This is a genomic window from Sorangium sp. So ce693 (genome assembly GCF_051521375.1).
In the GTDB taxonomy this organism is placed as follows: Bacteria; Myxococcota_A; Polyangia; order Polyangiales; family Polyangiaceae; genus Sorangium; species Sorangium atrum.
The window spans coordinates 12,702,904-12,729,838 of sequence record NZ_CP150347.1 but is presented as its reverse complement, the minus strand read 5'-3'; the positions used below and the strand labels follow the sequence as shown (position 1 = coordinate 12,729,838).

Genomic DNA, 26,935 nt, shown 5'->3' with positions numbered 1-26,935 from the left:
CCAAGCGAGCGGGCGGCTGGCGCGGGCCTTGCGAACGCAGCAGGCACCATGCGAACCCACCGCACCCATTCCTCCCTTTGGCTACTCCTGGCAACAGGCCTCCTCGCCGCCGGATGCGAGACGGCGTCCGCGCCTGTCGACCAGGTCGGCTCTCAGCGCGCGGCGCTCCACCGGGCTCAGTCCTGCGACAACCTCGAAGCGCTGCTGAAGCAGGACGCGCTCGCCAAGATGAACGCCCAGATCGACGCCACGATTGCGAGCTACTCGGCGTACGGCTACCCCCGCGGCGGCGTCGTCGGCGGCGTCGACAACGGCAGCGTCGGCGTCCCCGGAGGGGCCCAGGATCCCACGGACACGCCCGCCCCGGTGCCGCCCACAGCAGACGACGGGGAAACCGGCCAGGAGACCTCGGCAGATGGCAGTGGCAGCGGCGCCGACCCTGCCCACTCCGAGACGAACACCCAGGTCGCCGGCGTCGATGAGGCGGATATCATCAAGACCGACGGCAACAACATCTACGTGCTCCACGGCCAGAGCTTCTACACCCTGACGGCGCGGCCGGCGTCGTCGCTCGCCGTGGGCAGCTCGCTCGCGATCGAGGGGTCACCCCACGAGATGTTCGTGGCAGACGACAAGGTCGTCGTCTATTCGTCGGTCAACGGGGCCGCGATCTACGAGCAGGCGGGCGTCACGCCGCGGCCGGGGTATTACGACTACCTGCTCGTCGACACCATGGTCGGCGGCGGTGGCGTCATGCCGACGCCTGGAGCCCCCAGCGCGCCGAGCAGCAACCCGGGGACCCCCGCCGACGGCGGAGACGCGAAGCCGCTGCCGCCGGACGACGCCGAGCCGCCGCCCGACGGCGGCACGCCTCCGTCCGACGACGGCACGCCTTCGTCCGACGGCGGCACGCCTTCGTCCGACGACGCGCCCCCGGACGCCGAGGCGCCGTCCGGCGGTGACGCGCCGGCGCCCCCGCCGCCGGACGGCGGGGCCGCTGAGCCGCCGCCCGACGTCAGCGACCCCGGCTCGGGCGGCGTCTGGGCCCCCCTCACGAAGGTGACCGTCCTGAGCCTCGCCGGCGGCGCCCCCAGCGTGGTCAAGGAGCTCTACTTCGAGGGTGGCTACACCTCGGCGCGGCGCACCGGCCCGAACGTGCGCACGGTGCTGACCGGCGGCGCCCACGGCCCCGCGCTCCCCTACTGGCCCTCAGGCCTGACCGAGTATCCCGAGACCGCCGAGGCGTGGACCGCGGCGTTCGAGCAGCTCCGCGCCGAGAACGCGGCGATCATCGAGGACGCCCCGCTCTCGACGTGGCTGCCGTACCGCTTCGAGAAGCAGGGAGAGGCCGTGGAGCTGCTCGACGCGAGCTGCTCGGACTTCTATGTTCCGGAGGCCGGCACGACGTCGTACGGCCTGACGCAGATCGAGTCGATCGACCTCGCCGACCTCGCCGCAACGCCGGAGTCGACGTCGATCGTCGGCGCGACCGACACCGTGTACGCGAGCCACGACGCCCTCTACGTCGCCGCGCGGTCCTGGGATCATCAGGCGGCGCCCGGCGAGGTGTTCGTCGGCACGAACGTCACCCATCTGCACAAGTTCGATCTGATCGCCGACCCGAGCCAGCCCGGGTACGTCGCGTCAGGCTCGGTGTCCGGCCACATCATCAACCAGTTCTCGCTCGATGAGCACGACGGCAAGCTCCGCGTCTCGACGACCTCGCAGGTGCCGGCGGAGCCCAGGTGGACGACCAGCAACAACGTGTTCGTCCTCGAGGCGCAAGGGACCGATCTCGCGCAGATCGGCGCCGTCACCGACCTGGCCCCCGGCGAGACCATCCAGTCCACCCGGTTCGTCGGCGATCGCGGCTATGTCGTGACGTTCCGCCGGGTCGATCCGCTGTTCGTGATCGATCTCGCGAACCCGGCGTCCCCCTCCGTCGCGGGTGAGCTCAAGATCCCCGGCTTCAGCGAGTACATGCACCCGCTCGACGACGGACACCTCCTGACGATCGGCAGGGATGGCGAGGAGGACGGCACGGTGACCGGCCTTGCTCTCCAGATCTTCGACGTCACGAACGCGTCGGCGCCCGCGCTGCTGCACAAGGAGGCGCTCGACGGGGCGAAGTACATGCACTCCGAGGCCGAGTACAACCACAAGGCGTTCACGTACTATGGCGAGCTCGGCGTGCTCGCCTTCCCGCTCGTGAGCTTCGACGGGGAGACCGGCGCGATGTCGAGCACGCTCGAGGTGTTCAACGTCGATATCGAGGACGGGTTCAGCCGGCTCGGCGCGGTCGACCACAGCGGCTTCTTCAGCAGCGTGCCGTCGGGGTGCTACTACGGCGGGGCCGCCGTGCAGCGCGGCCTGTTCATCGAGGACTACGTGTACTCGTACTCCCAGGGCGGCGTGCTCGTGAACGCGCTCGACGACCTCGAGACGCCGGTGGCGTCGCTGCCCCTGCCCACCCCGGACTCGGTCGGATACGCGTGCACCGGCGTCGGCGGCGGCGTCACGGAGCCCGCGCCGGCGCCCGAGCCGGCTCCCACCCCCGAGGAGTAGCGCCGAACAAGCAGCGATCGGCCGCAGCGCCGCCGCCCGTCCGGGCCGGCGGCGCTGCGCCGCTCAGGCGCCCGGCCGCGGCGCCTCCCACGGGTGATCCGGGTAGAACTCCTTCATGAGCCGCGCGGTGTACGCGGTGAGGTTCGCGAACCCCTCGGCCCTGCGCCGCAGCGGCGAGTCGAAGAACGGCGTGAGGAGGCCCGCCAGCGCCGCGAAGGCCGTCGCGTCGACGCCCGCCGGGCGCGCTCCGAAGAGGTACGGCTTGTCCCCGAGCAGCGCGGAGAGCGCTGCCAGCGAGCGCGCGCCGAGCTCGACGACCTCGTCGTTCGCGTGGCGCGCGACGCCGACCGCGCGGAGCGTCTCGCGGACGCGCGCGACGAGCTCCTCGCGCAGCTTCGGGCGCGCCTCCTCCGGCGCGCCGTTGACGAAATTCGCCGGGCCCCTCGCGAAGTTCTCCGGGATGAGCCAGCGGGAGTACACCATGGTCGGCGTGAGGCTGTTCTCGATCATGCGCTCGATGGCCCACGCCTCGGCGCGCTGCCGGGCGTCGAGGCCGGCGTCGAGATCCTTGCCGTACTTCTTCTGCAGGTGCTCGCGGATGAAGTGCGAGTCGGCGATACGCGCGCCATCCTCGTCGATGAAGGGAAGCTGCCCCTTCGGCGACTGATCGGGCCGCGCGCGCTCCTTCGTGTAGGGAAGGCCCAGCAGCTTGAGCTGGACCTCGGTCTTGGTCACGTAGGGGCTGGCTTCCGGCAAGCCGAACATGGGGCCGAAGCTGTGGAGGGTGATCATGTGCAATCTCCGAGCTGTTGTGGGTCCGCCGTGGACTGCGCTTGATGTAGCCCTGCCCTGCTGACAACCTGGTGTCAGCATCCCCGTGCGACGCGCCGATCGCCTGTTCCAGATCCTGCAGATCCTGCGCCGGCAGCGGGCGCCGATCACGGCGGCGGCGCTCGCCGAGGAGCTCGAGACGTCGAAGCGCACCGTCTACCGCGACATCGCGGACCTCCTGGCCCAGCGCGTCCCGATCCGCGGCGAGGCCGGCACGGGGTACGTGCTCGATCGCGGCTTCGACATGCCGCCGCTGATGCTGACGCCCGACGAGATCGAGGTCGCGGTCCTCGGCGCGCAGTGGGTCGCCCAGCGCGGGGACGTCGCCCTGCAGCGGGCGGCGCAGGACCTCATCGCGAAGATCGCCGCGGCGGTCCCCGAGCGGCTGCGGCCCTTCGTGTTCGAGCCGGCGACGGGCACGCCGGTCGGGGCGGTCCAGACGCCCGACACGCTCGACCTGGCCCAGGTTCGGGCGTCGATCCGCGCCGGCACGAAGATCGCGCTCCGCTACCGCGACGAGACGGGGTGCGAGAGCGAGCGCGTCGTGTGGCCCGTGATCGTGGGTTATCTCGAGTCGACGCGGCTCCTCGCGGCGTGGTGCGAGCTCCGCCAGGACTTCCGCCACTTCCGCACGGACCGCGTGACCGGCGCCAGGTTCCTCGACGAGCGCTACGCCGAGAAGCCGAGCGCCCTCCGCGCGCGGTGGCGCGCGCACATGCGCGCGCGCAGGGAGCTGCGAGAGCGCGACGGCGCGACGTCGACCAGGGCGCGCTAGCGCCGCGTGTCAGCAATCCCGCCAGAAAGACCGGTCGATCACGAGCGGTCGCCGGAAACAGTAGCGATTTTGATAGCTTCCGCCTGTCTCGCCGCCGAGGGCGGCTCCGGTGTGGCCCAACGGAGCGCCCTCCGCCGCCGCATTGCCCGCGGTGAAGGGCCCGCGGCGTCACCGATCGGGGTCGGCGCCTGGCCTGGCGGCAGAGCGCCGAACGAGTCTCCTTCGCTCGCCGCCCCGTGGGCCGGGCCCGTCGATGCGCTGCCGCCTGTGTCGGGCTCGTGCCTGCGTCCCCGCACTCTGCCGGCCCAACGCTGGAGTTCAGCCGCGTGGGCGCACGGATGGGGCTTCCCCGGTCGCGGAGCGTTGCGCGCCCCGCGATCGGGCTTGTTTTACTTACGCGCCGCCGCGCAGGAGGACTCCGGGGCTGCGTAGCGGACGCGACGACCAACGACCAGGCGCAGGCGTCGAGCCATGGTAATACAGGGCACCAAGTGGGGCGCTCAGGAGGGTCCGGGGCTGCGCAGGAGGGGTCCGGGGCTGCGCAGGAGGGGTCCGGGGCTGCGCAGGAGCCACAAAGACGTGTGACAGGACACCAAATTGGGTACGCGGGAGGGCCGCTGGGACCGCTCAGGAGCCACACGATCGTACGAAAGGACACCAAAGTGGATGCGCAGGAGGGCCGCCGGGGCCGCGCAGCAGGGCGTCAGGGCCGCGCAGAAGGGTCGGCGGGACCGCGCAGAAGGGCCGCCCGGGCCGCGCAGCAGGGCCGGAAGACCGCGCAGTGTACGAGCGGAGCCCTGGTAACACTTCTGACCGGGAGCAGCGGTGACACTTCCTTGAGCTACGGGCCCATGCTCCGGGAGGACTGGAAACAGGGGACCGGATCCTCGTCGACACGATACGCTCGCCGCGATTTCTCGGACCGCCAGGATCTATACATCAACCGCTCCCCGTGGTCGCGGTACACACGAGCCTCTTCTCACGATCCGGCGTGAGTTCGCGCAGGTCACCGCGCCCTGGCCAGCTTCAGCTCCTTTTGTGCAACGCCCCATCCGTCAGCGATCAGGAAGGAGCCCTCGCCACGCCGCTCGTGGGCCGCTCGGCGGCGCGCGCCGCGCTGGAGGAGCTGGGCGCGTAGCCGTACTGGAAGATGGAGGTGCTGCCCTGGATCGTCGTGCCCTGGAGCACCACCACGCTGCTCCCGGTGCCCTGCAGCTGGAGATCGATGTCGCCGCCGTCCGTGTCGCACACGGCCTTGAACTTGATCGAGGTGCCATAGAGGTTGTTCGAGGTGTCCGTCCACATGACGGTGAAGTAGTCGTTGCTGCTGGGCACGAGCGCGGCGCTCCACCCCTGCGTCAGGGTGCTCTGGCCATTCGCGACGTTCTCCCCGATCCAGCACTCGGTCCACGTGGTCTCGCTCGTGGTGTGCGAGAGCCAGACCTGGCCGATCCCGTAGCCGAGGTTGTTGGAGACGTAGATGTTCACGTAGGTATTGTCGGACATGATGTTTCCTCCATGCGCGGTCCAAGAGGGGTCCGCGCGGTCTGTCCGCGAGCGAGCGAGACGCCCCTCGCGAGCCGCCGTGGCGCGGGGTGCACGGGTGGAGCGAGCCGTCGCTCCTGCCCGTCGCCCCGCGGGTACAGAGGAGTCTTAAGCCGCCGCGCCCGACAGCACCATTACACGAGTCTTACGCGCCCACGCCCGCCGCCGGCATCGGCGTGATCACCAGCCGCTCCGTGCCCACGCGGAGCTGCCGGCTGCTGCGGCGCCGCTCGATCACCGCGGCGGCTTTGGCGAGGCCGGCGGCGCTCATCTCCTGCCGCACCCGGTAGATCTCGACGTTGAGCTTGTTCTCGTCCATCGACAGCATCCGGCAGAGATCGTCGACGAAGACCCAGCCGCGCTGCGGGGGGCCGAGCGACCCCGCGTCGCGGTCCCGGAGCCGGGCGCGCGCCAGCGTGAGCAGCATGTAATGGTGCGAGCGGGGCGGGAGCACGCGCGCGTCTCCGCCTCCCGACACGGTGAGCTCGACCGCCTCCTCGTCGCGGCTGACCCGGAAGCGCAGCTCGGTCTCGTCGATGCGGCCGGCGTGCTCGCCCGCGTCGTCAGTGGCGGCGGGGGGCGTGGGCAGGTGCAGCGTGAACGCCTCGCCCCCGAGCTGCAGGACCTCGCCGTCGTGGGCCGGCCGCGATTGCCCGTCGATCTCCACCAGGAAGCTCCCGCCCTCGGCCTCCACCACGCAGGCGCGCAGATCGTCCGCCGAGGGCAGGGCGAGCAGGGCGCCCGCGCCGGCGAGGAGCGCGCCGTCGGAGAGCCGCCGCGCCATGGGCACGGGCGGCGAGGCGTCGGCGAGGGTCCACGTCGCCTCCGGATCGCCGAACGCGAGCTGGTCGCCCCCGGCGAGGGCTCGCGCGCTCCCGGGCGCGAGGCGCTCGCCGTTGACGAAGGTGCCGTTCTTGCTGCCCAGATCGCGCACCGACCAGGCGCCGTCGCGGTACGACAGGCGCGCGTGCTCCGCAGAGGCGAGCCGCACCTCGATCCGCACCGCGCACACCGACGACCGCCCCACCAGCGCGTGCGCCGCGAGCGCCGCCCGGGTGCCGCCGCCGCGTTGCTCCAGGATCGCCACGGTCGCGAGGCTACCACCGTCCCCCGCGCGGAAAGAAGGGGCAGCTGTAAGGTTCGCGTCATGGATGCTGCCCGGCAGGTGCTTTAAAGGTGGGATCGACAAGGAGGACAAGGATGACGAAGCTCGACGAGACCTCCGTGGGATCGAAGCCGCGGCCGTATCAGCTCACCCCGGACATGAAATATTCGCTGTCGATCTCGGGCGTGACCAGCGCGCCATGGGCTGTTTACGTGACGGGCCCGGTGTTGGGTTTCGGTGTGACCGACCCGGCGTCATCCAACAGCTACCCGACGAACACGGAGCTCTGGGAGATCGATCCCACCTTCCTCGATGATCTGAAGAACCCCGTGGCGGGGACGACCCAGATCACGATCGGACCAGGGGAGGAGCTGGGGAATGCCCCTTCAACCCCGCCGCCGGTCGACATGCCCGCGCAGAGCCTGTGGACACCGGTGACGGCATCGGCGTTGCCCCCGGCCGGCCTGTTCCTCGGCACCAACGCCGCCGGGGACCAGGTAGCGCTCGATTTCGCGCTCAAACACAAGACGCCCTGGCGAGGGACCGTGACCTGGTATGTCGGCACGCAGAGTGGAAGTCCACCGCAATATGCCGTCGACAGCAACGGAATCACCCTGACCTACAACATGGTGAGCTCCCCCGGTGGCGTCACGTGGTACAAGATGACGCAATCGCCGCTGTCGTGGGACCAGCCGGCGACCGTCGGCGGCGCCGCGCTCGGCGTGGGGCTCGCGCAGCTGGACGATATGTTCTACCTCGCATTCACGAACGCCAGCGACAACACCGTCTCCTGTTCCACCTCCGGGGACGGCGCGACGTGGTCGGACCCGACCTCGATTGGAATATCGGCCGCTGGCGAGCCGGCGCTGGCCTCGCTGGACGGCACGCTGTACCTCGTCTACCTGAAGAGCGGCTCGTCCTCGGTGAAGATGTGCACGAACGCCGGCGAGGGCTGGTCGAAGAGCACCCACACCGGGGCCAGCGCCTCGAGCGCGCCGGCGCTGAGCGTGTTTTCCGCCGGATCGACCAGCGTGTTGTGCATGGCCTACCTGACCGCGTCAGGGAAGCCCCACGTGCACGTGCGCACATGGAACGGGTCGCGCTGGTCTCCCAACCATGGCAGCCCGGGTGTCGAAGCGGCGGGCGCGCCCGCGCTCATTGGCTATAACGGGCAGCTGCTCCTCGCCCAGCAAGGCGCCGCCTCGCAGACCATTGAGATCTACGCGACACACGACGTCCAGGCCTCGCCCGAATCGTGGTCCTGGCACAAGACGGCGCTCCTCTGGGTGGACGCGCCGACCTTCACGGTCACGAGCGATCCTTCGGCGCCGGAGCCCGCGAGCCCCCTGGTCCTCTCGAACCCGAGCTTCTGCGTCTACCTCAACCGGCTGTACCTCGCGTTCACGGACGCGGACCAGAACGTCTGGATCTGCTCCAGCGACGACGGCAAGAGCTGGTCTGGCTTCGCGCAGCTCCCTGAGCAGATCGCCGGCTGTGAGGCGCTGGCGAACCCGGCTCTCGCAGCGCTCACCCCCAGCGGCGACGTCACCACGCTCGCCCTCGCGGTTGTCACAGGGAGCGGCGTCTCCGTGCTCACCGCGACCTGATCCCGATCAGCCCGGAAAGGAGCGCGCCGGCCGGATGCCCACGAGCGGCCGGCGGATCCCCGGGCGCGCGCCGAAGCGCACGGCGGCGCGCGAGTACGCGATCGAGCTCCCCCAGCTGCCCCCGCGAATGGCGCGGAAATCGTCGTCCTCCGGGTCGGCCGCCTCGAGCCGCAGCCGCCCGCCCTCCACGGGCGGCCCGCCGTGCCGCCACACGTTCGCGCACCAGTCGCGCGCCGTGCCGCCGAGCCCGCGCGCGCCATAAGGGCTCTCGTCGGCGGGCGGCTCGTCCACGGGCCACGGGGTGGGCTCGCCGCGGTGGATCTCCAGCACGCACGCGAACGCCGGCTCCGCGTGATCCCCCCAGGGGAACAGCCGCCCGTCGGCGCCGCGCGCCGCCTTCTCGCGCTCGATCTCGTCCGGCAGCCGCCACGGCTTCCCCGTGCGGATCGCCAGCCAGCGCGCATAGGTCCCGGCGACGTGGCCGTCGACGATCGCGGGCCAGCGCTCCTGGGGCGGCGGATCCGGCGTGTCGCGGCGCAGCGCGAAGCGGCCCGCGGCGTCGCGCGTGATCCCCGGCATCCCGAGCGCCTCCGCGAGGACGCCGGGGTGGGCCGCAGGCAGCCCCAGCGCCGCGTTGTCGAGGCCCTGCCGCGCGAGGTCGTCGAGAAACTCCAGGAACTCGCGGTTGGTCACGGAGAAGCGCCGGAGGACGAAGCCGTCCACCCAGATGCGTCGCCGCGGCAGCGCGTCGGCCGCCTCGGGATCGCCGCCGGTCCAGGCGTACCCGGCGGGCACGTAGACCTCGTTGGGGCCGAGATCGCCCTCGCGCGGGAGCGCGATGGGGACGGGCGCGGACGCGCCGGACGGCGTGCTGTCCCAGTGCTCGCCGCGCTCGACGAGCACCGGATAGCGGACCTCCCGGCGCCCCGGCGCCGAGACGCGGAGGAGATAGCTGCCGTGCGGCAGCGCCGCCGCATGGAGCGGCGTACGGCCCAGCTCGCCCGCCGGCTCCTCGACGAGGCGCCGCCCCCGGAGCACGTAACGGTGCACGGTGACGCGCGCGCCCGGCGGATCGGTGACCAGGGTGACGGCCCCGTCGCCGCGCAGGAACGCCGCGTGCTTGCCGCGATCGTGGGCGCGCAGCAGCACCTCGGCGCGGGCGGTATCGGCGAGGCGGCGCGCGCGCTCGGCGTCGAGCAGCTGATCGCGGTAGTGGTCGGCGAGCGCGCCGTGCGCTTCGGGCAGCTCGGGGTCGATCGCCAGCGCGCCGTGCACGGCCTGGATCCACTCCGCATCCCGAAGCGAGGCCTCGCGCTCCAGCCGCTCGGCCTCGTCCTCGCGCTCCCAGCCCGGCGCCTTGGCCTCGATGGCGTCGGACGGCTTCACGCCCGCGAGCGCGCGCCGCGCCTCGTCGCGCGCCGCCGCGGCCCGCGCCCACAGATCTGCGCGCGCCTCGCCCAGCGCGCGCACGCCCACGAACGCCGCGAGCGCCCGCTCGCGCCGCCGCGCGCCGTCGAGGAACGCCTCGACGTCGCGCGCCAGCGCGCCCGCGTCCGGGTAGCGCGCCTCCACCTCGAGCGCCATGGCGCGCCGGCAGATGGCCGCGAGTTCCGGCGGCACGTCGGACGTCCCGCGCGCCCCGTCGAGCAGCGGCGGATCGTCCGACGCCACCCTCGTTGACGCGGCGGGCGGCGGGCGGCCGACGAGCACGTCGTGCAGCATGGCCCCGAGCGCGTAGGTGTCCGTCGCGGGCCCGTGCCGCCGCACGTCGCCGCGCGCCTGCTCGGGCGCCATGTACGCGGGGGTTCCGATGATGTCGCCCGCACCCGTCAGCCCGGCCGGCGCCGCCGCTCGGCCCGCCCCCGCGCCGGGCCCGGCGACATCTTCCCGCTCTCCGGCGCTCCGGGCGATCCCCCAGTCCATCACCAGCACCTCCGCAAACGCGCCCACCATCACGTTGGCCGGCTTCAGATCGCGGTGGATGACGCCGCGGCTGTGCGCGTAGGCCACGGTCTCGCAGACGCGCGCGAACACATCGAGCAGCCGGCGCCGCGGCACGTGCCCGCCGCCCGCGCGGAACGCCTCGTCGATGACCGACCGCAGCGTCCGCCCCCGCACCTCGGCCATCGTGAACCACAGCTGTCCCCCCTCGAGCTCGCCGTAGTCGTAGACCGCCACGATCCCCGGGTGCGACAGCCCCGCGGTCAGCTCGATCTCGGCGAGGAACCGCGCGCGGCGCGCCGCGGACGGCGCCACGTCGGGCCGGAGGATCTTCATGGCCACGGCGCGCTTGAGCTTGCGATCCCAGACGCGCCGCACCTCCCCGAAGCCGCCGCTGCCGAGCTGGCCCCGATCCTCGTAGCGCTCGGGCAGCTCCAGCGCGCCCGCGAGCGCGCCCGCCGCCCCGGCGCCCGTGGCGGTGCTCTCCGTGTCGTCGCTCGGCGAAAGCGTCGAGGCCATGCGGCGCGGCGATGGTACCGGCAAAGCTCGGCCGGGACAGCCCTCTTCCTCGCGGAGCGTGGCCTGGAGCTCTCGCAGGAGAAGTCCAAGGTCACCGATGTCGAGACCGGCTTTGATTTTCTCGGTGCCACCATTCGCAAGTAGGATGGCAAGCTGCTGACGAAGCCCTCTCGCTAAAAAGCCGGTCGACGGCGAGGGGTCGCCGGGCGAGGCGCGCGACCGCGCGCGGAGGGGCTTCCATCACGTGGGCGCCTGGACGTGGACTCGCCGGACCCCGGGCTGGTTTGCGAGCTGGTCAATCAGCGTCTCCACGCCGATCGTGTTCGGGATCCTCGCGTCGAGCGTCACGTTGACGCGCCGCTTGTCGTCGAGGCGGCGCTCGTAATCCATGTCCGAGACGACGGCCCCGAGCGCTTCGAGCGCCTTCATGATGTCAGCCACGCCGGCCGACTCCTCGCCCAGGACGAGGGCGATCCGTCGCCGGGTGCTGCGGTCGTCCTTGTCCTCGAAGCGGCGGAGCGCCGTGAGCGCGAGCACGCCCAGGAGCGTGACGACGACGGCCTCGACGTACATCGCCGCGCCCGAGCACATGCCGATCGCCGTCACGAGCCACAGGCCCGCCGCGGTCGTGATGCCCTGGACCGTGGTCCCGGTGCGCAGGATGGAGCCGCCGGCGAGGAAGCCGATGCCGGCGACGATCGACGCGGCGATGCGCGAGGAGTCGACGACGACCAGATCCTCCTTTCCGTAATGCTGGAAGTAGACGAACTTCACCGAGATGACCATGAACGTCGCCGCGGCCATCGCGACGAGCAGGTGCGTCCTGAGCCCGACCTGGCGGCCGTGGCGATCGCGCTCGTATCCGATGACGCCCCCGAGCGCCGCGCCCGCGACGATCCGGCTCAACAGGTCGACGTGCATGGTGTCCATGTGTGCTTGCACCTCCCGAGGGTCGCCGAGGCTTGCGCTGCGCTTGCGCCCGCGCGCGCCCTGGCCGGACGCGTAGCGGCGCGTCCCCGTACATAGGGCTCGCCGACGCGCAGGGGAGACAAGGCCGCCGGGCGGCCTCGCCGGCGGTCACCGCCGCTGGCGCCGGGCGCCCGACGCGGCCGCGCGCGGCTGCGACACGGAATCGTTCGCCGGCGACGCCGGCTCGTCCCCGCCTCCGGGCCGCGACGCGGCGGGGAGGGGATCCCCGATGTCGTCGAGCTCGCGGTCGAGCTCTCCCTTCTCCGTGCGGAACGCGTCGCGCTGATCGGCGGGGAGCTCCCGCAGGCGCATCGCGAGCAGCGTCTCCGCGTCGAAGTAGACGCCGTTGCGGCTCGCGCTGAAGTGCAGGTGCGGCCCCGTCGAGCGCCCGGTCGACCCCACGTAGCCGACCAGCTGATGGGTCGCCACGTGGTCCCCGCACTTCAGGCCCGCCGCGAACCTCGAGAGGTGCGCGTAGCCTGTCTCGACTCCGTTGTCGTGCTGGATCGCGACCCAGTTGCCGTGACCACCATGCGGCCCCACCCAGGAGACGCTGCCCTCGAGCGCGGCATAGACCGGGGTTCCCGACGGCGCGCCGTAGTCCGTGCCCTCGTGCGGCCTCACGCGGTGCAGGATGGGGTGCATCCGCTTGGGGTTGAACGGCGACGTCCGACGCAGCGTGGCGAGCGGCGCCTGCCACGGGTTCGGCACGAGCTCGCGTCCGTCTTCGTCGACCAGCCGCCCCGTGGCGTTGTCGTCGAACCGGTAGAAGCGGGCTTCCGGCTGCCCCGCCGCCCGCACGTCGAGCGCCAGAACACGAGGCTCTTTCGGCGCCCTGGCGGCCTCGGCCACGGCGCGGATCACCGCCCCGCGACGGAGCCCGTGAGGGAGGCGCCGCGCGAGCAGCTCCTCGGCTGCCCGCCGCACGCTCGCCAGCGGCTCCGTCGGCTCGTCCGGGGCTCCCACGGTCCAGGCCAGCGCGAGGTGCGGTTCAGCGCCCGCGTCGGGAGCCGGCGCGGGCGGCGGCGCGTCCGGAGGCCCGGCGCTCGCGAGCTGCCGGCTCGCGGCGTCGAGCGACCTGTCGATCTCGATGGCGCGCACCGCGAACCACGCGACCCCGACGCCGAGCAGCCCGAGCCCGAGCCACACCGAGGCCTCGGTGCGGGGCGACCAGCCGTCGGAAGGGGGCTCGGGTCGCTTGAGGCTTCCACCGGGCATCAGAGATCACCCTGCGCCATGGCACCGGCGGGCCTTGGCGGCAGTGACAGGGGCACGAGACATGCGGACGCTATGCGCGAGCGCCGTTCCCGTCAACCCCGGCCGCCCGGCGGGCCCCTTCGAGGACGCATCGCTGCCGCGACAGGTCTCCTCGGGCACGCAGGCATCGAGCGCGCTCAGCTCTCCTACCGCGCAGCTGGATCAGCGCGCCCCTCATCATCCGCTGTCGGCCCCGCACAGCGCCGCGAGGCGGCGCTCGTCCTCGGGTCCGCCCGCCGCGCGCGCCGTGTAGTAGACGAGCTGCTGGCGGCTCGACGTCGTCGAGGCGAGCGTGTGCCACTCGAGGACGAGCGGCCCGGCGCCGTCGGCGTCGCGGCCCCCCGCGGCCTGGACCTCGACGCGGAAGGCCTTCGCGCCGCTCACCTTGGCGCGGACCTCGTGGCGCGCCCAGATCGCCCGGAGCGCCTCGCTCGTCTCGAGCAGCTCGGCGACGAGCGCGTCGAACTCCGGATCTCCGACGTACGAGCTCGCGCTGAAGCGGAAGGCGGCCACGACCTCTCGCTCGATCACGCCGATCTCCGCGTAGCGCGCGCGGTAGGCCGCATGGTGGAAGGTCATCCAGAGCAGGTTGCGCCTTCGCGGGGGGACGTCGCCGAAGTCCACGAGCAGGCGGCGCGCCGCGCCGTTCCACGCGAGCACGTCGAAACGGGGGCTGAAGACGAGCGCCGGGACGCGCATCGCCTCGAGCGCGCGCGCCATCGCCGGCTCGGCCCTCTCCTGGCGCGCCGCGGCCCGCGCGGGCTCGGGCCGCGCCAGGTAGAACAGGTGACCTCGCTCGTCGTCGTCGAGCTTCAGCACGCGCGCGATCGCCTCGAGCGTCTCGCGCGACGGGTTCACGTCACGCCCTTGCTCGAGCCGCGTGTACCAGTCGACGCTGAGCCCGGCGAGCTGCGCGATCTCCTCGCGCCTGAGGCCCGGCGTGCGCCGCCGCTTCCCCGCGAACGCGCCGCCCGCGATCGGCGCCGCGCGCATCCGCCTCCCTCGGAGGAAATCCGCCAGCTCGCTCCGCCTGTCGCTCACCATCGCGCGCGCCCCGGGCACGCACCGAAAGATGCCCTGTTCGCGCTCCCCTATCCAGGGATTGCGGATCCTAGGTTCGCGGCACGTCTGCCTAGCCTCGACGCGGAGCTCCAGATTGCGGGCACCCCCGATCGGGGACCCAACCAGGAGCTGGCACCATGTCTCAGTCTCAGCATCTTCCTCTCGCAGGTCGCATCGCCGTCGTCACCGGGGCCTCCAGCGGCATCGGTGAGGCCACCGCGCGCAAGCTCGCAGCGCAGGGCGCCGCCGTCGCGCTCCTCGCGCGTCGCAAAGACCGCCTCGATTCGCTGGCCGAGGGCATCCGCGCCGCGGGCGGGCGCGCGCTCGCGCTCGCCTTCGACGCCAAGGACAGGGCCGCCGTCGCCGACGCCGCGCGGTCGATCGCAGCCGAGCTCGGACCCGTCGACCTCGTGATCAACAACGCCGGCGTCATGTTGCCGTCCGGCGTCGAGGAGCATCGGATCGCCGATTTCGAGCAGATGATCGAGGTCAACCTCACCGGCGCGATGCGGGTCGTCGACGCGTTCGTCGATCCGCTGGTCGCGGCAGCGAAGCGGGGCGGCCCGTCGGACCTCATCAACATCTCGTCGATCGGCGCGCACGGCGTCTTTCCGACGTTCGCCGTGTATTGCGCCACCAAGGCCGCTGTCACCCACCTCTCGCGCAACCTGCGCGCCGAGCTCGGACCGAAGCACGTCCGCGTCTCGGTCATCGAGCCTGGGTTCGTCAACACGGAGCTCCAGAGCCACATGACCGACGAGGCCGCAAAAGCGTGGATCGCCGAGGCGAGGCAGCAGATCACGTGGCTCACGGCGGACGACCTGGCGAGCACCATCGCCTTCACGGCCGGCCTCCCGCGGCACGTCAACCTGGCGCACGTCACCATCATGCCGACCCAGCAGGTCTGACCGGCGCCTCCTCGCGACCGGAACCGCTCGCGGCGCCGTGACGCGCGCTGCGCGCTACCCGTGCTCCAGCTGCTCCAGCTCGCGCACGCGCGCCTCCAGCTCGCGCACGCGCGCCTCGGCCGCCTCCCGCGCGCGGGCCTCGATCGCCGCGGCTTCCTCCTGGGTGGGCACGAGCTCGCCCTTGCCGCCGGGGCGCGTGAGGCGGAGCCGGGCCTCGGCCCCGGCGCCGATCACGCAGAGCCAGCTGTCGAGCGCGGGGCTCCACACGCGCCCGGCGCCGGCATACACGCGGACATATGCGCCGTCGGGGTCGCGCCGGTAGGCCTGGAGCGCCACGCGCCCCGCCGGCGGCCGGTGCGTGGCGGCCAGCGGATCGAAGATCGCGAGCTCTGGGCAGCCGAGCTGGCAGTACTTGAGCGGGACGTCCTCGTAGGCCTTCTGCCAGTCGCTCGCCACGATCTCCAGGGCGAAGCGCGGCGGCCGGTGGCCGGGCAGCCAGGTCTGCCACTGCTTGGGCAGCGGCGGCGCGGGCCGGTGATCGAGGAGGTAGACGTCCGGCGAGACGCGCACGAGCGGCTCCTCGCGCACCCAGGCGAAGAACCGATCGGCGCCGGCGTGGTGGTCGGTCCAGCCGCGCTCGCGCGCGAGCTGCGCGATCGAGGAGAGGAGCAGGCGGGAGATCTCGTCGTGCTCGCCCCACGCGCCGATGCCGTCCGCGTCGTCCAGGTACCAGTCCGACCAGTCGATGGTCGCGCGGAGCTCCTCGGGATCCGGGTCGCGGACGACGAGCGCTCGCGGCAGGCGCGTCGCAGGGGGAGCGGCTCCGGAACGGGCAGGCAGCACGAGCCCGCACGGTAGCACCCCGAGCGGAGCGGCGGGAGCCACAGGCGGGCGCGATCGCCCGCGGCGGGCGGCCGTGGCGCGCCGCCGGACGGAGCCGGAGGAGGCGCGATACGGCGCCGCGCGCGGCTGTCGCCGGCGCGCTCCAGCGCGCTGTGCGCGGCGTCGTCGAGGCGCCGCGGGGCTCCCGATCCGTCGCGCCGGCGCCATGTCAGCGGCATGCGTCCTCTCGGGGGAGTCCTCTTCGACGTCGATGGGGTGGTTGTCGACTCGCCGCATGAGCGCGCCTGGCAGGAGGCGCTGGAGGCGCTGATGGCGACCGAGTGGCGCGCCATCGCGCCCGAGACGCGCTACGCGCCGGAGCGGTTCACGACGGCCGTCTACCAGAGCGAGGTCGCCGGCAAGGCGCGCGAGAGCGGCGCGCGCGCGGCGCTCGACTACTTCGGCGTGCCCGACGCGGCGGAGCGCGCCGGGGTCTACGCCGAGCGCAAGCAGGAGGTGCTGCTCCGGAAGATCGCGGCGGGGAAGTTCGTCGTGTTCTCTGACGCGACGCGGCTGATCCTGGAGCTCAAGGCGCGCGGCGTGCTCCTCGCGGCGGCGTCGTCGTCCAGGAATGCCAGCGAGCTCCTCCGCAGGATCCGCGTCGACGCCTTCGTCGAGCACCAGAACCCCCGCCGCGCGCCGGTCGCGCTGGGCGCGACGCTGCTCGACCTGTTCGACGCCGACCTCTGCGGCGCCGCCGTGGCGCGCGGAAAGCCGGCGCCGGACCTGTTCCTGGCCGCCGCGCGCGCGCTCGGCGTCCCGCCGCCGCGCTGCCTCGTCATCGAGGACGCCCCCTCCGGGGTGCAGGCCGCGAAGGCGGCCGGGATGACCTCGATCGGCGTGGCGCGGCTCGCCGACGAGGCGCTGCTGGCCGCGGCGGGGGCGGATCGCGTCGTGACGACGCTCGACCAGCTCGATCCGGACGCGCTGGTCGAGGGGCAGATCGCGGCGCGCGCGGCGTGAGCCGCGGCGCCCCCTCAGCCGCCCTGCTTGCGGACGATCGCCAGGCTCCAGATCTCCCCGGCGCTCGTCCCGACCCACAGGGTCGGCGACCCCTTGCCGGCGACCGCGAGCACGGCGGGCTCGCCGCGGGCGCCGAGCGTGACGCTCGCCGTCGGCGCGATGGGCGCGCCGGAGGCGGCCTCGATGGCGGCGCCGTCGAACAGCGCGACGCGGCCGTCCGCGAAGGCCACGAAGAGGCTCGACTCGAGGACGGCGACGTCGGCGACGGGATCGGCGAACGCGAGCATCTTGGCCGCGAGCTTGCCCGACGACCTCACGACCGCGCAGGCCGCGCTCGCGCCGCGCTTGTACACAGCCGTCAGCTTCGGGCCGCCGCGGACGCGATCGAGGTTCTGGGCCGCGCGCGGCAGCGAGGCGCGGAGCGTCGGGCCCGGCTCGGGCGTCGCGCCGGGGTGGACGCGGAGCTCTCCGCCCTCCCCCGCGCCGTCCATCACCACATGCGCCTCGGTCTCGGTCAGATCGAACGCCCGCGCGGAGCCGCGCACCGCGAACGTGCGGCCGTTCACCTCGGTCTTGTCGAGCTTGAGCTCCGTCGCGCTGCCGTCCCAGCCGAGCGCGAGCGCCGTCTCGCCCGACGGCCGCGTGGCGAGCTGCCGCGCGTCCCGGCCGACCTGATCGAGCTTCGGGCCGTGCGTGATGCCGAGCAGCGCCCACACCGCGTCGTCACCGCTCCGCACCACGGCGACGTCCTTCGACAGGAGCGCCACGTCGTGCGCCGAGGGCAACGACAGGTTCGTCGTCTTCGCGCCGGAGCCGCCGATCGGGCAGACGCCGAGGCGCACCGGATCGGTCGAGATCATCGCGACGAGCCCGGGGCTCGCGAGGACCGCGGCGCCTCGGATCTCCGCGTCCAGGCCGTGCACCTTGCGGGGGGAGCTCAGATTGCTGAAGGGCATGGCCCGCGAGGATACCGGTTCTCGCGCGGCGCGGTCAGCCCTTGATGAGCGAGCGGACGTCGATGTCGAGGTTCTCGGACTCCGCGACCGCATCCATCGCCTTGCGGAGCTGGGTAACGGTCACCCCGGCGGGGACGTCGACGCGGGCCTCCATCCGGAAGAGCTGCGAGCCGGTGACAGGCGCCTCGTAAGCCGAGGTCTCGAGCGAGACGATGTTGACGCCGACGCCGTGGAGCGCGCGCGACACCGCGCGCACGATGCCCTCGTGATCGAGCGCGTCGACGGAGATGACGCAAGGGATGGTCGCCGCGCGCCGGTGCGACTCGGGGCTCTTGGTCCTGCGGCTCTGCACCGTGAGCCCCGTCGCGCGGGTGAGCGACTCCGTGTCGCGCTCGACCGCCTCGATCGCGCCGGGGGGCCCCGACGCGAGCAGGAGGATGCCGAACTCGCCGCCGAGCACCGCCATCCGGCTGTCCTCCACGTTGGCGCCGCGCTCCGTCAGGTAGTGGGTCACCTCCGCGACGATGCCCGTCCGGTCAGGACCGAGGCAGGAGAGGACCAGGAAGACTTCAGGCTCGGGCGTCGTCGTCATGCGGCGCATCTTAGTCCGATCCGCGCAGCCCGCGCACCTCGCCGCGGGCCGCGCGGGTCGCACGACGAGCGCCCGGGCAACGCCGTCCGTGCCCTCCGGCCGAGCTCCCGCCGAGGGCGGCCGGGATCGAGCGCCGCGCGCGCCTCACGCCGACGACGAGGCGCTTGTCTCCGGCGAGCCAGTGGGCGAGAGACGGCCATCCCCATGCTGTACGAACGCGACAACATCCATCGCCTCACGCCCTACACGCCCGGTGAGCAGCCGCAGCGGGCCGACGTGGTCAAGCTCAACACGAACGAGAACCCGTACCCGCCGCCGGCCGCCGTGCTCGAGGCGATCCGGGACGTCTCGGCCGATCAGCTCCGCCGGTACCCGCCGCCCCGGGCGCAGCAGTTCCGCGAGACCGCGGCGCGGCTCCATGGCCTGTCGCCCGAGCAGGTGATCGCCACGAACGGCGGCGACGAGCTGCTCCGCATGGCCGTGACGGTGTTCTGCGAGCCCGGCGGCCGCGGCATCGGGGAGACGTACCCGACCTACTCGCTTTACGACGTGCTCGCGGAGATCCACGGCACGACGATCACCCAGGTCCCCCTCGCGGAGGACTGGTCGGTCCCGGAGGATTTCGCGCAGCGCCTGAACGAGCAGGGCTGCCGGCTCGCGCTCCTCGTCAACCCGCACGCGCCGTCGGGGCGGCAGGAGCCGCTCGACAAGCTCGAGCGCGTCGCGCGGGCGTTCCGCGGCGTGCTCCTCATCGACGAGGCGTACGTCGACTTCGCGGAGTTCGACGCGACGCCGCTGCTCGACCCGGCGCGGGGGCTCGACAACGTGCTTCTGCTGCGGACCCTGAGCAAGGGCTACTCCCTCGCGGGGCTCAGGTTCGGGTACGGGCTCGGTCACCCGCGGCTCATCGAGACGCTCGACAAGGCCCGCGACAGCTACAACACGGATATCCTCTCGCAGGCCGCGGCCACCGCGGCGCTGTCCGCGCGGGGCGAGGCGAGGAAGAGCTGGGAGAAGGTGATCGCCGAGCGCGCCCGGCTCACGGGGGCGCTCCGGCAGAAGGGGTTCACTGTGGCGCCGAGCCAGAGCAACTTCGTCCTGGCGGCGCCGCCGGCAGGAGGGCTGTCGGCGCAGGCGATGTACCGGGCGCTCTACGACCGCGCGATCTTCGTGCGCTACTGGGACGCGCCGCGCATCCAGGACAAGCTGCGGATCACGGTGGGCACGCCGGAGCAGAGCGACGCGCTGCTCGGGGCGATCGACGAGCTGTCGCGCGCCGCCGGGGCCGCGGGCGCATCATGAGCTGAGCCGCTCGATTCAAAGACGAAAAAGAAGAGCTCTTTTGCGTCACCAGAGCAGCCCGCGCGACGGTCTGTCGTCACCCGCTCCCTCGGGATTGCCATGGGATCCGCGGGCTGCTAGCTTCGGGTGCACCTCGCCAGCCCAGACCCGGCTGGCGTTTCTGTTTCCAGAGCGGTGATCGACCGCGCCTGCATAAGAAAACCGCCAAGACACCAGGGACGCCAGGAGAAACCTGAATTTCTCTCCTTGGCGCATTGGTGGTCGTACTCTCGTCGTCGTCGTTGTTGGGGGCTCCAGATCGCTCGGCGGCGTGTACCTCATCGGCCGCCCGCGCGGGCCGTGCGCTTGCGTCCCAGGGTCCCTGCGCGGTGCGCTGTCATCGAGCGGCGCTGGTCGACACCACAGCAGAGGAGAAGCACAGATGAGCCAAGAATCCGAGCGAGCCCAGATGATGAAGAAGACGGCGGTCCTCGAGATCCCCGGAATGGATGCCGTCATCCTCCGCAGGGATATCGAGTACCAGGCGACCGATGCAGGCGCCTTGACCTTCGACCTCTACGCTCCACCAACATCGGCAGCCGTGGCACGGGCGCCTGCCGTCGTCTTCGTGTCCGGATATCCGGATCCGGGGTTCGAGTCGGTGTTCGGCTGCAAACGCAAGGAGATAGGGCAGTCCACGTCGTGGGGACGGCTGGTGGCCGCTTCCGGGCTCGTGGGCATCAATTACACGAACCGGGAGCCGTCCGATCTCCACGCGCTGCTCGAGCACCTGCGGCAGAACGCCGCCTCGCTCGGGATCGACGAGCGCCGGATCGGCCTGTGGGCCTGCTCCGGCAACGTCCCCATGGCCCTGTCGGCGCTGATGCGGGGAGCGAGCGGCTCGCTCCGGTGCGCCGCCCTCTGCTACGGCTTCATGCTCGATCTCGGCGCGTCCACCCGCGTCGCGGAGGCGGCGGCGCAGTTCCGGTTCGTCAACCCGTGCGCCGGGAAGTCGATCGACGACCTCCCTCCGGAACTGCCCCTGTTCATCGCCAGGGCAGGGCAGGACAGGATGCCTCACCTGAACGAGACGATCGATGACTTCGTCGCCGGAGCGCTGGCCCGCAACCTGCCAGTGACGCTCGTGAACCACGCCGCCGCGCCGCACGCGTTCGATCTGCTCGACGACAGCGAGGCTTCGCGAGAGACGATCAGGAGCATCCTGGGGTTCCTGCGGCTCCATCTCCTGGGGTAGGGCGATCGGGCCTGCGCGCTGGGAGGTCGTCGTGGCGAGCTACCGGACAGGCAAAGCGAAATCCCACATGATGAGCTTCGGTTGGGTCATCCGGCCGCCCGCGCGTTTGAAGAACGCGCCCGGTGTGAGCCCGACGAGTTGACGGAAATCGGCGATGAGGTGGGCCTGGTCATAATAGCCCGCGTCTGCGGCGATACGCGCCCAGTCGCACGAGGTCGCTGCCATTCGCACCGCGCGTTGCAGGCGGACGGTCCGCGCGAACTCCTTCGGGCCGATGCCGACGTTCTCGATGAAAGCGCGGCGAAGATGCCGCGCCGTGACGCCGAGCCGATCGGCGACACGCTCCACCCGGACCTCGCCCCCTTCGAGCAAGCGAACCGCACGACGGGCGAGCTGCCCCGATGCCGTTTCGAAGGGTTGGCCGGCGCGGAGGGCGAGGGCCCGGGCGACGCGGTCCATCAGGTCCGCGCGGCTCCTCGCGGCGAGCAGCTCACCGCAGAGCTCGCACGCCGCGCGGCCCCACACGTCCTCCAGCGGAACGATCTGGTCCGTGAGCTCGCTCGCTGCCACGCCGAGCAGCGGAACCGACCAGCCAGGCTTGAACCGAAGGGTGACCGTCCGCGCGATGCCGGTCTTGCTCTTGAATACCGCGCGCGTCCGGGGGCCCGCGACCCACACGTCCCCCTCGCGCCCACCCTCGAGCGCTCGAAAAAAGAGGCCCGTTCTGCCGTCGGGAAGCCACTCGACATCGAACACCTGACCGGGGGGTGCCGCGACCTCACGGACGTCCTCGACGAAGCGCGGGAGCGTGAGGGTGGGGAGATCCATCGCTGCGGCCACGTTCATCACTCTTACGCCTCTCGTGCGGCCGTTCAAGCCGACGCGGGTGGCCGCATCGATCGGCTACCGCTCGCTGTCGAGAACCTTCATGTGCTGGGCGGGGTAGCGCGTGCCGCCGATCGCGCCCGCTGGCACGAGGCTCTCGAGCGCCGCGACGTCGCCCGCCGACAGCGGCTTGTCGAGGGCCACGAGGGCGTCGTCGAGCTGGGCTCGCGTGCGGGCCCCGACGATCGGCACCAGCGTGGGCTGCTTCGCCAGCACCCACGCGAGCGCGACCTGAGCCGGCGTCATCCCTCGCTCGCCGGCGAAGGCGTGGAGCTTCTCGACGACGCTCGCGTTCTTTGCGCCCTGTTCGCCTGCGAAGCGTGGCATGTGCTGCCGGAAGTCCCCCTTTCCCGAGGGCTTGCTGCCGGTGAGCAGCCCCCGCGAAAAGACCCCGTAGAGCGTCGCGCTCATCCCGAGCTCCGCGAGGACAGGAAAGATGGACGCCTCGGGCCCGCGCGTCGCGATCGCGTACTCGATCTGCAGGTCCACGATCGGGTGCACCTCGCTCGCGCGCCGGATCGTCTCGACCCCCACCTCGGACAGCCCGATATGCCGGACGAAGCCCGCCTTGATGAGATCGGCGATGGCCCCGACGGTGTCCTCGATGGGCACCTGCGGGTCGAGACGCGCGGGGCGGTACACATCGATGACCTCCACGCCCAGCCGATGCAGGCTGTAAGCCGCGAAGTTCTTCACGGCCGCCGGGCGGGTGTCGATGCCCAGCGCGGCGCCGTCCGGGCCGCGCATCGCGCCGAACTTCACCGACAGCTGGACCTTGTCGCGCACCCCCTCGATCGCGCGCCGGATGAGGAACTCGTTGTGCCCGTTGCCGTAGAAGTCTCCGGTGTCGATCAGGGTGATCCCTCGCTCGATGGCGTGGCGGATCGTCGCCACGCCCTCGGCGTCCTCGGCCGGGCCGTAGGCGCCGGACATCGCCATGCAGCCGAGGCCGACGGGAAAGACGCTGGGCCCTGTCTTGCCCAGCGGAGTCGATCGGATCGGGGAGCGTCTCATCGTGGCGTCGAGGTGGGTCATGGGGTGTTCATGCCACGCGCTCGCGGCCTCCGATTGGAAGAACCGGACATTCGGGGACCCCGGCATCTCGCTCCGACTGGGCGCCAGGCCCGCGGATCGGGTCCGCGGCCGACGGCCACCTCGATCATGGAGCGGCCCCCAGCAACGGCGTCATGTCCGGATCCGCCTTCTGCATCGCGCGCCGATACGCGGGGCGCGCGCCGATCCGCTGCAGATAAGCCAGGATGTTCGGCCACGGCGAGAGATCGTACGGCTTGAACAGCCGCATGGTGGTCAGCGAGAACACCGTCATGATGTCCGCCGCCGTCAGCTCCGGACCGGCGAGATAAGGCGCCTCGCCCAGGCGCTGCTCCACCGTGGAGAAGATCAGGTTGAACCGATCCTTCGCCGCCTGCAGCGCCGCATTCTTCTCCGACGCATCGACGCGCTCCAGGTACCACACCCGCAAGACGGCCGGCTGCAAGGTCCCGTTGGCGAAGTGGAACCAGTAAAGATAGTCGGCGAATCCGGGCTGGCCGCGCTGTACGGCGAGCCGCCCCTCGCCATGGGTCGCGATCAGATAGTCGGCGATCGCCCCGGATTCGCCGAGCACCAGCTGCCCGTCGGTGAGGATCGGCGCCGTCCCCATCGGGTGCAGCGCCTTGTATTCCGGCGGCGCCATCCTGTTGTCCTTCCGCCGCTCATACCGTTTCAGCTCATAGTCGAGCCCGAGCTCCTCGCAAAGCCAGACAATCCGCTCCGACTGGGAACGCCCGAGGTGATGCACGGTCAGCATGTTGTTCGCCATGACCTCAATGTACGACCCCACGTCGCGAGATGCTTGCCGGTAGCTCTCTGCTTCTTGCTCGATCCTCTCGCCGGAGACACAAACGCGCCATGGTGCTACGCTCGACGCATGAACCTCGCGGCGCTCGCCGAGCTCGCTGCGCGCCAGCTCCCTCGTCCGAAGGACCGCGCTAGCCAGTACGTGCGACCGCTGAAGAACCTCGGCATCCTCCGGCACCACCAGCCGACCTCGTTCGAAGCCGCGGTCTACGAGCCGGTCATGGGCCTTGTCCTCCAGGGGCGAAAAGAAACAGTACTGGGAGCCGATTCGTTTCCGATGAGCGTTGGCGAGTGTCTGCTCATCAGCCACGACCTTCCGGTGATCGCGCGCGTCACGAAGGCCCCTTACCTCGTGCTGCTCTTCGACATCGAGCTGGATACGCTGCGCGACCTGTACCAGGCAATGGATGACTTGCCTCCTTCCGCCGCGCAGTCTCGCTCGCTCGCGGTCCACACCTGCGATGCCAGGCTCGTCGACGCGCTCCATCGCTATCTCGCGCTCGCGGACGCGCAAATGGATGCAGCGGTGCTCGGTCCGCTCGTCTCGCGCGAGATCCACTACCGGCTCGCGACGGCGCCGTTCGGCGGCATGCTGCGCGACCTGATCCGCCATGACAGCCACGCCAGCGCGATCGCCCGCGCGATCGCACAGCTGCGGCGTGACTTCCGATCGCCCGTCGAGATCCCCGAGCTCGCGCGCAGCGTGGGGATGAGCGCGTCTTCGTTTCACAAGCACTTCAAGGCGATCACGGCGTCGTCACCGCTCCAGTATCGAAAGGGCCTGCAGCTCCTCGAGGCCCGCCGCCTGCTCCGCGCCGGCGCGACCTCGGTCTCCGCGGCGGCATTCGACGTGGGCTACGAGAGCGCGGCGCAGTTCAGCCGCGATTACACGCGCAAGTTCGGCGTATCGCCGAAGCACGACCTCCCGGCAGGATGACCCGCGGTGCTAGCCGGTGAGCGACGCCTCCAGCCGGTTGCCGGCCGCGCGGTGGGCGAGCACCGCCGATACCCTCTCGACGATCACGCCCCCCGCCTCCGCGGCGGGCAGCCCGCCAGCGTGGATGTTGGAGATCACCGTGTACTCGAAGCCGATCATGGGATTGCCGCTGAAGGCGGCGGCTGCCTCCTGGTCCGCGCCGGGCGTGAGGCGGTAGGCGAGGTAGGCTGAGAGGCTGCTCGACGCCAGCTCGCCGCTGCCCGGACGCTCCCCGAGCAGCACGATGACCAGCCGCGCCCCGAGCCGCTCTGCGACGGCCTCCGCGAGCTTCACCCGGCCGTAACGCGCAAGCAGCGGCTGGCCGACGGTCACGCCGCGCGCCCCGAGGCCGTCCAGCAGGACGGGGAGCAGGTCAGGGAGGTTGCGGTGGACGGCCTCGGCGCTCAGCCCGTCCGACACGACGATCTGCACCTCGGCCTCCTCCGGCGCGAGCCGGGCGGCGCTCTCCGTGGAGAGGCGTGCCCCCGCGTCGGCGGAGCCGAGGTGCTCTCCCTTGCTGGCCGCCGTCGTGGAGATGAGGCGGAACGCGGCGACGCGGGCCAGCTCGTCCTCGCGCAGCTCGGTGGCGAGCGCCGCCCGCGCGATGGCCTCGTCACGGCGACCGCGGCGGCTCACCGCGTTGGCCGGGCGCGGACCGGCGGTGGCGAAGCCGTGGGCGGCGGGCGTGGCCGCGAGCAGCTCGGCGAGCTCGGCCTCGTCCGGGCAGAACTGCCGCACGTCGCCGAAGCGCGGCCCGCGGGTGATCGCGCCCGCCTCGCCCTGCCCCTCCCCCGCGCGCGCCAGGATGCCCCGCGCGAGGGCCCACTCCAGGAACTCGCCGCCGGGCGCGCGGCCGTGGAGCTCCCGCAAGGTCTGCACGTCGTGCCCGCTCGTGTCGAAATAAGCGAGCATGCGATCGGTGTTGAGACAGACATCCATGTAGTAATTGGCGCCCGCCGCGGTGAGGAGCTGCGTCGCCATCTGCTGGCCCTCCAGCGTGACGTGGGCGTGGAGGGTGTAACAAGGGGCCATGCCCATGGGCACGCCGAGGAGCTTGCCCATGAAATGGTCCTGCAGGTTCGCGAGGATCATCTCGCGGTCGTCGAGGTGCGTCTCCGGGCCGATGAACCCGGTGACGTTGTTGAGCATGAACGGGTCCCAGCGGCGGGCGAGGCCATAACAGAGCGCCTCGGCCGTGGCCATGTCGATGCCCTCGTGCTTGCCGTACGTGAGCTCGCTGCCCTGGCCGGTCTCGAAATACATGAACTGCTCGGCCTGGCCCGCGAGCGGGCCGCGCGCGGCCATGCGGCGATAGCCCTCGTCGATGAGATCCACGGTGACGTCGAACTCGGTGACACAGCACGACTCGGTGCCTGCCAGGCTCTGAAAGAGGATCTCCACGGGCGCGCCCTGGTCGAGCGCGGCGAGCTGCACCTTGAGGTGCGACAGGCAGCATATCTGCGTGGGGACGCCGGCCGCCCGGCGGATGCGGTCGAGGTGGCGGAGGATCGCGGCGGTGGTCTCCACCGTGCCGGCCGCGGGGTTGACGCCGAGCAGCGCGTCGCCGGCGCCGATGGAAAGGCCCCAGTAGAGCAGCAGGGTGATGCCCCGGAGATCGTCGGTGGGGTGGTTCGGCTGGAGGCGCGAGGCGAGCGTGCCGGGGGCGCCGAGGAGCGTGCGGGCGCGGGTCGGGCGGCTGATCTTGCGGGCGAGGTACACGAGCTCGTGCACGTCGCAGAGCTTGGCGAGCGCCGCGGCCATGACCCCGGTCAGGGCGCGGCCGAGGCGCGCCACCTCCGGGCCGGGGGCGCTGAGCAGGTGGTCCTTGAGCTCGCCGAGGCGCAGCGAGGCGATCGGGGCGAAGGCGTCTCGGTCGATGTCGTAATTGACGCGCATCACCGCGTCGATCTCGCCCCGCGCGTCGGTGAGCGGATGATCGTGGAGGTGCTCCAGGGTCAGCTCGCCGAGCAGCTCCCGCGCGGCTTCCCGTTCCGCGTCGTCGCTCGCCGCGAGGCCTGCGTGTCGATCGCCGGCCTTGCTGCAGTCGGCGGCGCCGAGGAGCCGCTTCAGGCCGCGGAACGAGCCGCCGGGGCCGGGCAGGCGGGCCGCATAGACGACGTCGGTCCGGGGGCGAGGGACCTCGATCCGATCGAGCGGGGTCGGTTCCTTCACGTCGCGCTCCTCCCTTCACGGAAGGTTCG

At 71.9% G+C, this 26,935-nt stretch carries 22 protein-coding genes; 8 read left to right on the top strand and 14 right to left on the bottom strand.

Going from position 1 to position 26,935, the window contains the following annotated elements:
- Window positions 1-48: 48 nt before the first annotated feature.
- Window positions 49-2,565, top strand: coding sequence for a beta-propeller domain-containing protein (locus WMF14_RS47570; RefSeq protein ID WP_437797464.1), 2,517 nt, complete (start codon window positions 49-51; stop codon window positions 2,563-2,565).
- Between the two features lie 63 nt (window positions 2,566-2,628).
- Here the strand turns inward: WMF14_RS47570 and WMF14_RS47565 are convergent, their stop codons facing one another.
- Entirely contained in the window at window positions 2,629-3,357 is a 729-nt protein-coding gene (locus WMF14_RS47565; RefSeq protein WP_437797462.1) for a glutathione S-transferase family protein, read from the bottom strand.
- A gap of 85 nt (window positions 3,358-3,442) precedes the next feature.
- Between WMF14_RS47565 and WMF14_RS47560 the strand changes: the two genes are divergently transcribed.
- The gene (locus WMF14_RS47560) at window positions 3,443-4,171 is read left to right on the top strand and encodes a helix-turn-helix transcriptional regulator (protein ID WP_437797460.1); all 729 of its coding nucleotides are present in this window, start codon (window positions 3,443-3,445) and stop codon (window positions 4,169-4,171) included.
- 1,062 nt (window positions 4,172-5,233) lie between these two features.
- On the opposite strand, the gene WMF14_RS47555 is transcribed toward WMF14_RS47560, so the two are convergent.
- Both WMF14_RS47555 and WMF14_RS47550 read right to left on the bottom strand, forming a co-directional pair.
- A complete protein-coding gene (locus WMF14_RS47555) occupies window positions 5,234-5,677 on the bottom strand; it encodes a hypothetical protein (RefSeq protein WP_437797457.1) in 444 nt (147 codons plus the stop codon).
- Between the two features lie 184 nt (window positions 5,678-5,861).
- Window positions 5,862-6,803: an FHA domain-containing protein gene (locus WMF14_RS47550; RefSeq protein WP_437797455.1), complete on the bottom strand. Its 942-nt coding sequence runs from the start codon at window positions 6,801-6,803 to the stop codon at window positions 5,862-5,864.
- 113 nt (window positions 6,804-6,916) lie between these two features.
- Between WMF14_RS47550 and WMF14_RS47545 the strand changes: the two genes are divergently transcribed.
- The gene (locus WMF14_RS47545) at window positions 6,917-8,428 is read left to right on the top strand and encodes a hypothetical protein (RefSeq protein WP_437797453.1); all 1,512 of its coding nucleotides are present in this window, start codon (window positions 6,917-6,919) and stop codon (window positions 8,426-8,428) included.
- A gap of 6 nt (window positions 8,429-8,434) precedes the next feature.
- On the opposite strand, the gene WMF14_RS47540 is transcribed toward WMF14_RS47545, so the two are convergent.
- The 4 genes from WMF14_RS47540 to WMF14_RS47525 form a co-directional block, all read right to left on the bottom strand.
- The gene (locus tag WMF14_RS47540; protein WP_437797451.1) at window positions 8,435-10,888 is read right to left on the bottom strand and encodes a protein kinase domain-containing protein; all 2,454 of its coding nucleotides are present in this window, start codon (window positions 10,886-10,888) and stop codon (window positions 8,435-8,437) included.
- Between the two features lie 240 nt (window positions 10,889-11,128).
- A complete protein-coding gene (locus WMF14_RS47535; RefSeq protein WP_437797449.1) occupies window positions 11,129-11,818 on the bottom strand; it encodes an MgtC/SapB family protein in 690 nt (229 codons plus the stop codon).
- Between the two features lie 147 nt (window positions 11,819-11,965).
- Entirely contained in the window at window positions 11,966-13,075 is a 1,110-nt protein-coding gene (locus WMF14_RS47530; RefSeq protein WP_437797447.1) for a M23 family metallopeptidase, read from the bottom strand.
- Between the two features lie 216 nt (window positions 13,076-13,291).
- Window positions 13,292-14,158, bottom strand: a complete 867-nt coding sequence (locus tag WMF14_RS47525) for a helix-turn-helix transcriptional regulator (RefSeq protein ID WP_437797445.1) — start codon at window positions 14,156-14,158, stop codon at window positions 13,292-13,294.
- Window positions 14,159-14,313: 155 nt separating this feature from the next.
- On the opposite strand from WMF14_RS47525, the gene WMF14_RS47520 reads away from it, so the two are divergent.
- Entirely contained in the window at window positions 14,314-15,084 is a 771-nt protein-coding gene (locus tag WMF14_RS47520) for an SDR family oxidoreductase (RefSeq protein WP_272096587.1), read from the top strand.
- 54 nt (window positions 15,085-15,138) lie between these two features.
- On the opposite strand, the gene WMF14_RS47515 is transcribed toward WMF14_RS47520, so the two are convergent.
- The gene (locus tag WMF14_RS47515; protein WP_272096586.1) at window positions 15,139-15,927 is read right to left on the bottom strand and encodes a Uma2 family endonuclease; all 789 of its coding nucleotides are present in this window, start codon (window positions 15,925-15,927) and stop codon (window positions 15,139-15,141) included.
- A 216-nt stretch (window positions 15,928-16,143) separates the two neighbouring features.
- Here WMF14_RS47515 and WMF14_RS47510 point away from each other — a divergent pair, with 216 nt between their 5' ends.
- A complete protein-coding gene (locus WMF14_RS47510; RefSeq protein ID WP_272096585.1) occupies window positions 16,144-16,929 on the top strand; it encodes an HAD family hydrolase in 786 nt (261 codons plus the stop codon).
- 14 nt (window positions 16,930-16,943) lie between these two features.
- Here the strand turns inward: WMF14_RS47510 and WMF14_RS47505 are convergent, their stop codons facing one another.
- Window positions 16,944-17,885, bottom strand: coding sequence for a hypothetical protein (locus tag WMF14_RS47505; protein WP_437797443.1), 942 nt, complete (start codon window positions 17,883-17,885; stop codon window positions 16,944-16,946).
- A 34-nt stretch (window positions 17,886-17,919) separates the two neighbouring features.
- Window positions 17,920-18,477, bottom strand: a complete 558-nt coding sequence (locus tag WMF14_RS47500) for a glycine cleavage system protein R (protein WP_272096583.1) — start codon at window positions 18,475-18,477, stop codon at window positions 17,920-17,922.
- Window positions 18,478-18,681: 204 nt separating this feature from the next.
- On the opposite strand from WMF14_RS47500, the gene hisC reads away from it, so the two are divergent.
- Both hisC and WMF14_RS47490 read left to right on the top strand, forming a co-directional pair.
- Window positions 18,682-19,779, top strand: coding sequence for a histidinol-phosphate transaminase (gene hisC, locus WMF14_RS47495; protein ID WP_437797441.1), 1,098 nt, complete (start codon window positions 18,682-18,684; stop codon window positions 19,777-19,779).
- Window positions 19,780-20,200: 421 nt separating this feature from the next.
- Entirely contained in the window at window positions 20,201-21,013 is an 813-nt protein-coding gene (locus WMF14_RS47490) for an alpha/beta hydrolase (RefSeq protein ID WP_272096581.1), read from the top strand.
- Between the two features lie 39 nt (window positions 21,014-21,052).
- On the opposite strand, the gene WMF14_RS47485 is transcribed toward WMF14_RS47490, so the two are convergent.
- From WMF14_RS47485 to WMF14_RS47475, 3 genes are all read right to left on the bottom strand, one after another.
- Window positions 21,053-21,889: a helix-turn-helix domain-containing protein gene (locus tag WMF14_RS47485; RefSeq protein WP_437797439.1), complete on the bottom strand. Its 837-nt coding sequence runs from the start codon at window positions 21,887-21,889 to the stop codon at window positions 21,053-21,055.
- 27 nt (window positions 21,890-21,916) lie between these two features.
- A complete protein-coding gene (locus WMF14_RS47480; protein WP_437797438.1) occupies window positions 21,917-22,933 on the bottom strand; it encodes an aldo/keto reductase in 1,017 nt (338 codons plus the stop codon).
- Window positions 22,934-23,057: 124 nt separating this feature from the next.
- Entirely contained in the window at window positions 23,058-23,708 is a 651-nt protein-coding gene (locus WMF14_RS47475) for a glutathione S-transferase family protein (protein WP_437804422.1), read from the bottom strand.
- Window positions 23,709-23,828: 120 nt separating this feature from the next.
- On the opposite strand from WMF14_RS47475, the gene WMF14_RS47470 reads away from it, so the two are divergent.
- The gene (locus WMF14_RS47470) at window positions 23,829-24,695 is read left to right on the top strand and encodes an AraC family transcriptional regulator (protein ID WP_437797436.1); all 867 of its coding nucleotides are present in this window, start codon (window positions 23,829-23,831) and stop codon (window positions 24,693-24,695) included.
- Window positions 24,696-24,704: 9 nt separating this feature from the next.
- Here WMF14_RS47470 and eutB read toward each other — a convergent pair whose 3' ends face one another.
- Window positions 24,705-26,906, bottom strand: coding sequence for an ethanolamine ammonia-lyase subunit EutB (gene eutB, locus WMF14_RS47465; protein WP_437797434.1), 2,202 nt, complete (start codon window positions 26,904-26,906; stop codon window positions 24,705-24,707).
- Between the last annotated feature and the right edge of the window lie 29 nt (window positions 26,907-26,935).

Bases quoted from the DNA above. Each gene is read 5' to 3' on its own strand.
- WMF14_RS47570 (WP_437797464.1), top strand. From the start codon at position 49: ATGCGAACCCACCGCACCCATTCCTCCCTTTGGCTACTCCTGGCAACA.
- WMF14_RS47565 (WP_437797462.1), bottom strand. From the start codon at position 3,357: ATGATCACCCTCCACAGCTTCGGCCCCATGTTCGGCTTGCCGGAAGCC.
- WMF14_RS47555 (WP_437797457.1), bottom strand. From the start codon at position 5,677: ATGTCCGACAATACCTACGTGAACATCTACGTCTCCAACAACCTCGGC.
- WMF14_RS47545 (WP_437797453.1), top strand. From the start codon at position 6,917: ATGACGAAGCTCGACGAGACCTCCGTGGGATCGAAGCCGCGGCCGTAT.
- WMF14_RS47540 (WP_437797451.1), bottom strand. From the start codon at position 10,888: ATGGCCTCGACGCTTTCGCCGAGCGACGACACGGAGAGCACCGCCACG.
- WMF14_RS47535 (WP_437797449.1), bottom strand. From the start codon at position 11,818: ATGGACACCATGCACGTCGACCTGTTGAGCCGGATCGTCGCGGGCGCG.
- WMF14_RS47530 (WP_437797447.1), bottom strand. From the start codon at position 13,075: ATGCCCGGTGGAAGCCTCAAGCGACCCGAGCCCCCTTCCGACGGCTGG.
- WMF14_RS47525 (WP_437797445.1), bottom strand. From the start codon at position 14,158: ATGGTGAGCGACAGGCGGAGCGAGCTGGCGGATTTCCTCCGAGGGAGG.
- WMF14_RS47520 (WP_272096587.1), top strand. From the start codon at position 14,314: ATGTCTCAGTCTCAGCATCTTCCTCTCGCAGGTCGCATCGCCGTCGTC.
- WMF14_RS47510 (WP_272096585.1), top strand. From the start codon at position 16,144: ATGCGTCCTCTCGGGGGAGTCCTCTTCGACGTCGATGGGGTGGTTGTC.
- WMF14_RS47505 (WP_437797443.1), bottom strand. From the start codon at position 17,885: ATGCCCTTCAGCAATCTGAGCTCCCCCCGCAAGGTGCACGGCCTGGAC.
- WMF14_RS47500 (WP_272096583.1), bottom strand. From the start codon at position 18,477: ATGACGACGACGCCCGAGCCTGAAGTCTTCCTGGTCCTCTCCTGCCTC.
- hisC (WP_437797441.1), top strand. From the start codon at position 18,682: ATGCTGTACGAACGCGACAACATCCATCGCCTCACGCCCTACACGCCC.
- WMF14_RS47490 (WP_272096581.1), top strand. From the start codon at position 20,201: ATGAGCCAAGAATCCGAGCGAGCCCAGATGATGAAGAAGACGGCGGTC.
- WMF14_RS47480 (WP_437797438.1), bottom strand. From the start codon at position 22,933: ATGACCCACCTCGACGCCACGATGAGACGCTCCCCGATCCGATCGACT.
- WMF14_RS47475 (WP_437804422.1), bottom strand. From the start codon at position 23,708: ATGCTGACCGTGCATCACCTCGGGCGTTCCCAGTCGGAGCGGATTGTC.
- WMF14_RS47470 (WP_437797436.1), top strand. From the start codon at position 23,829: ATGAACCTCGCGGCGCTCGCCGAGCTCGCTGCGCGCCAGCTCCCTCGT.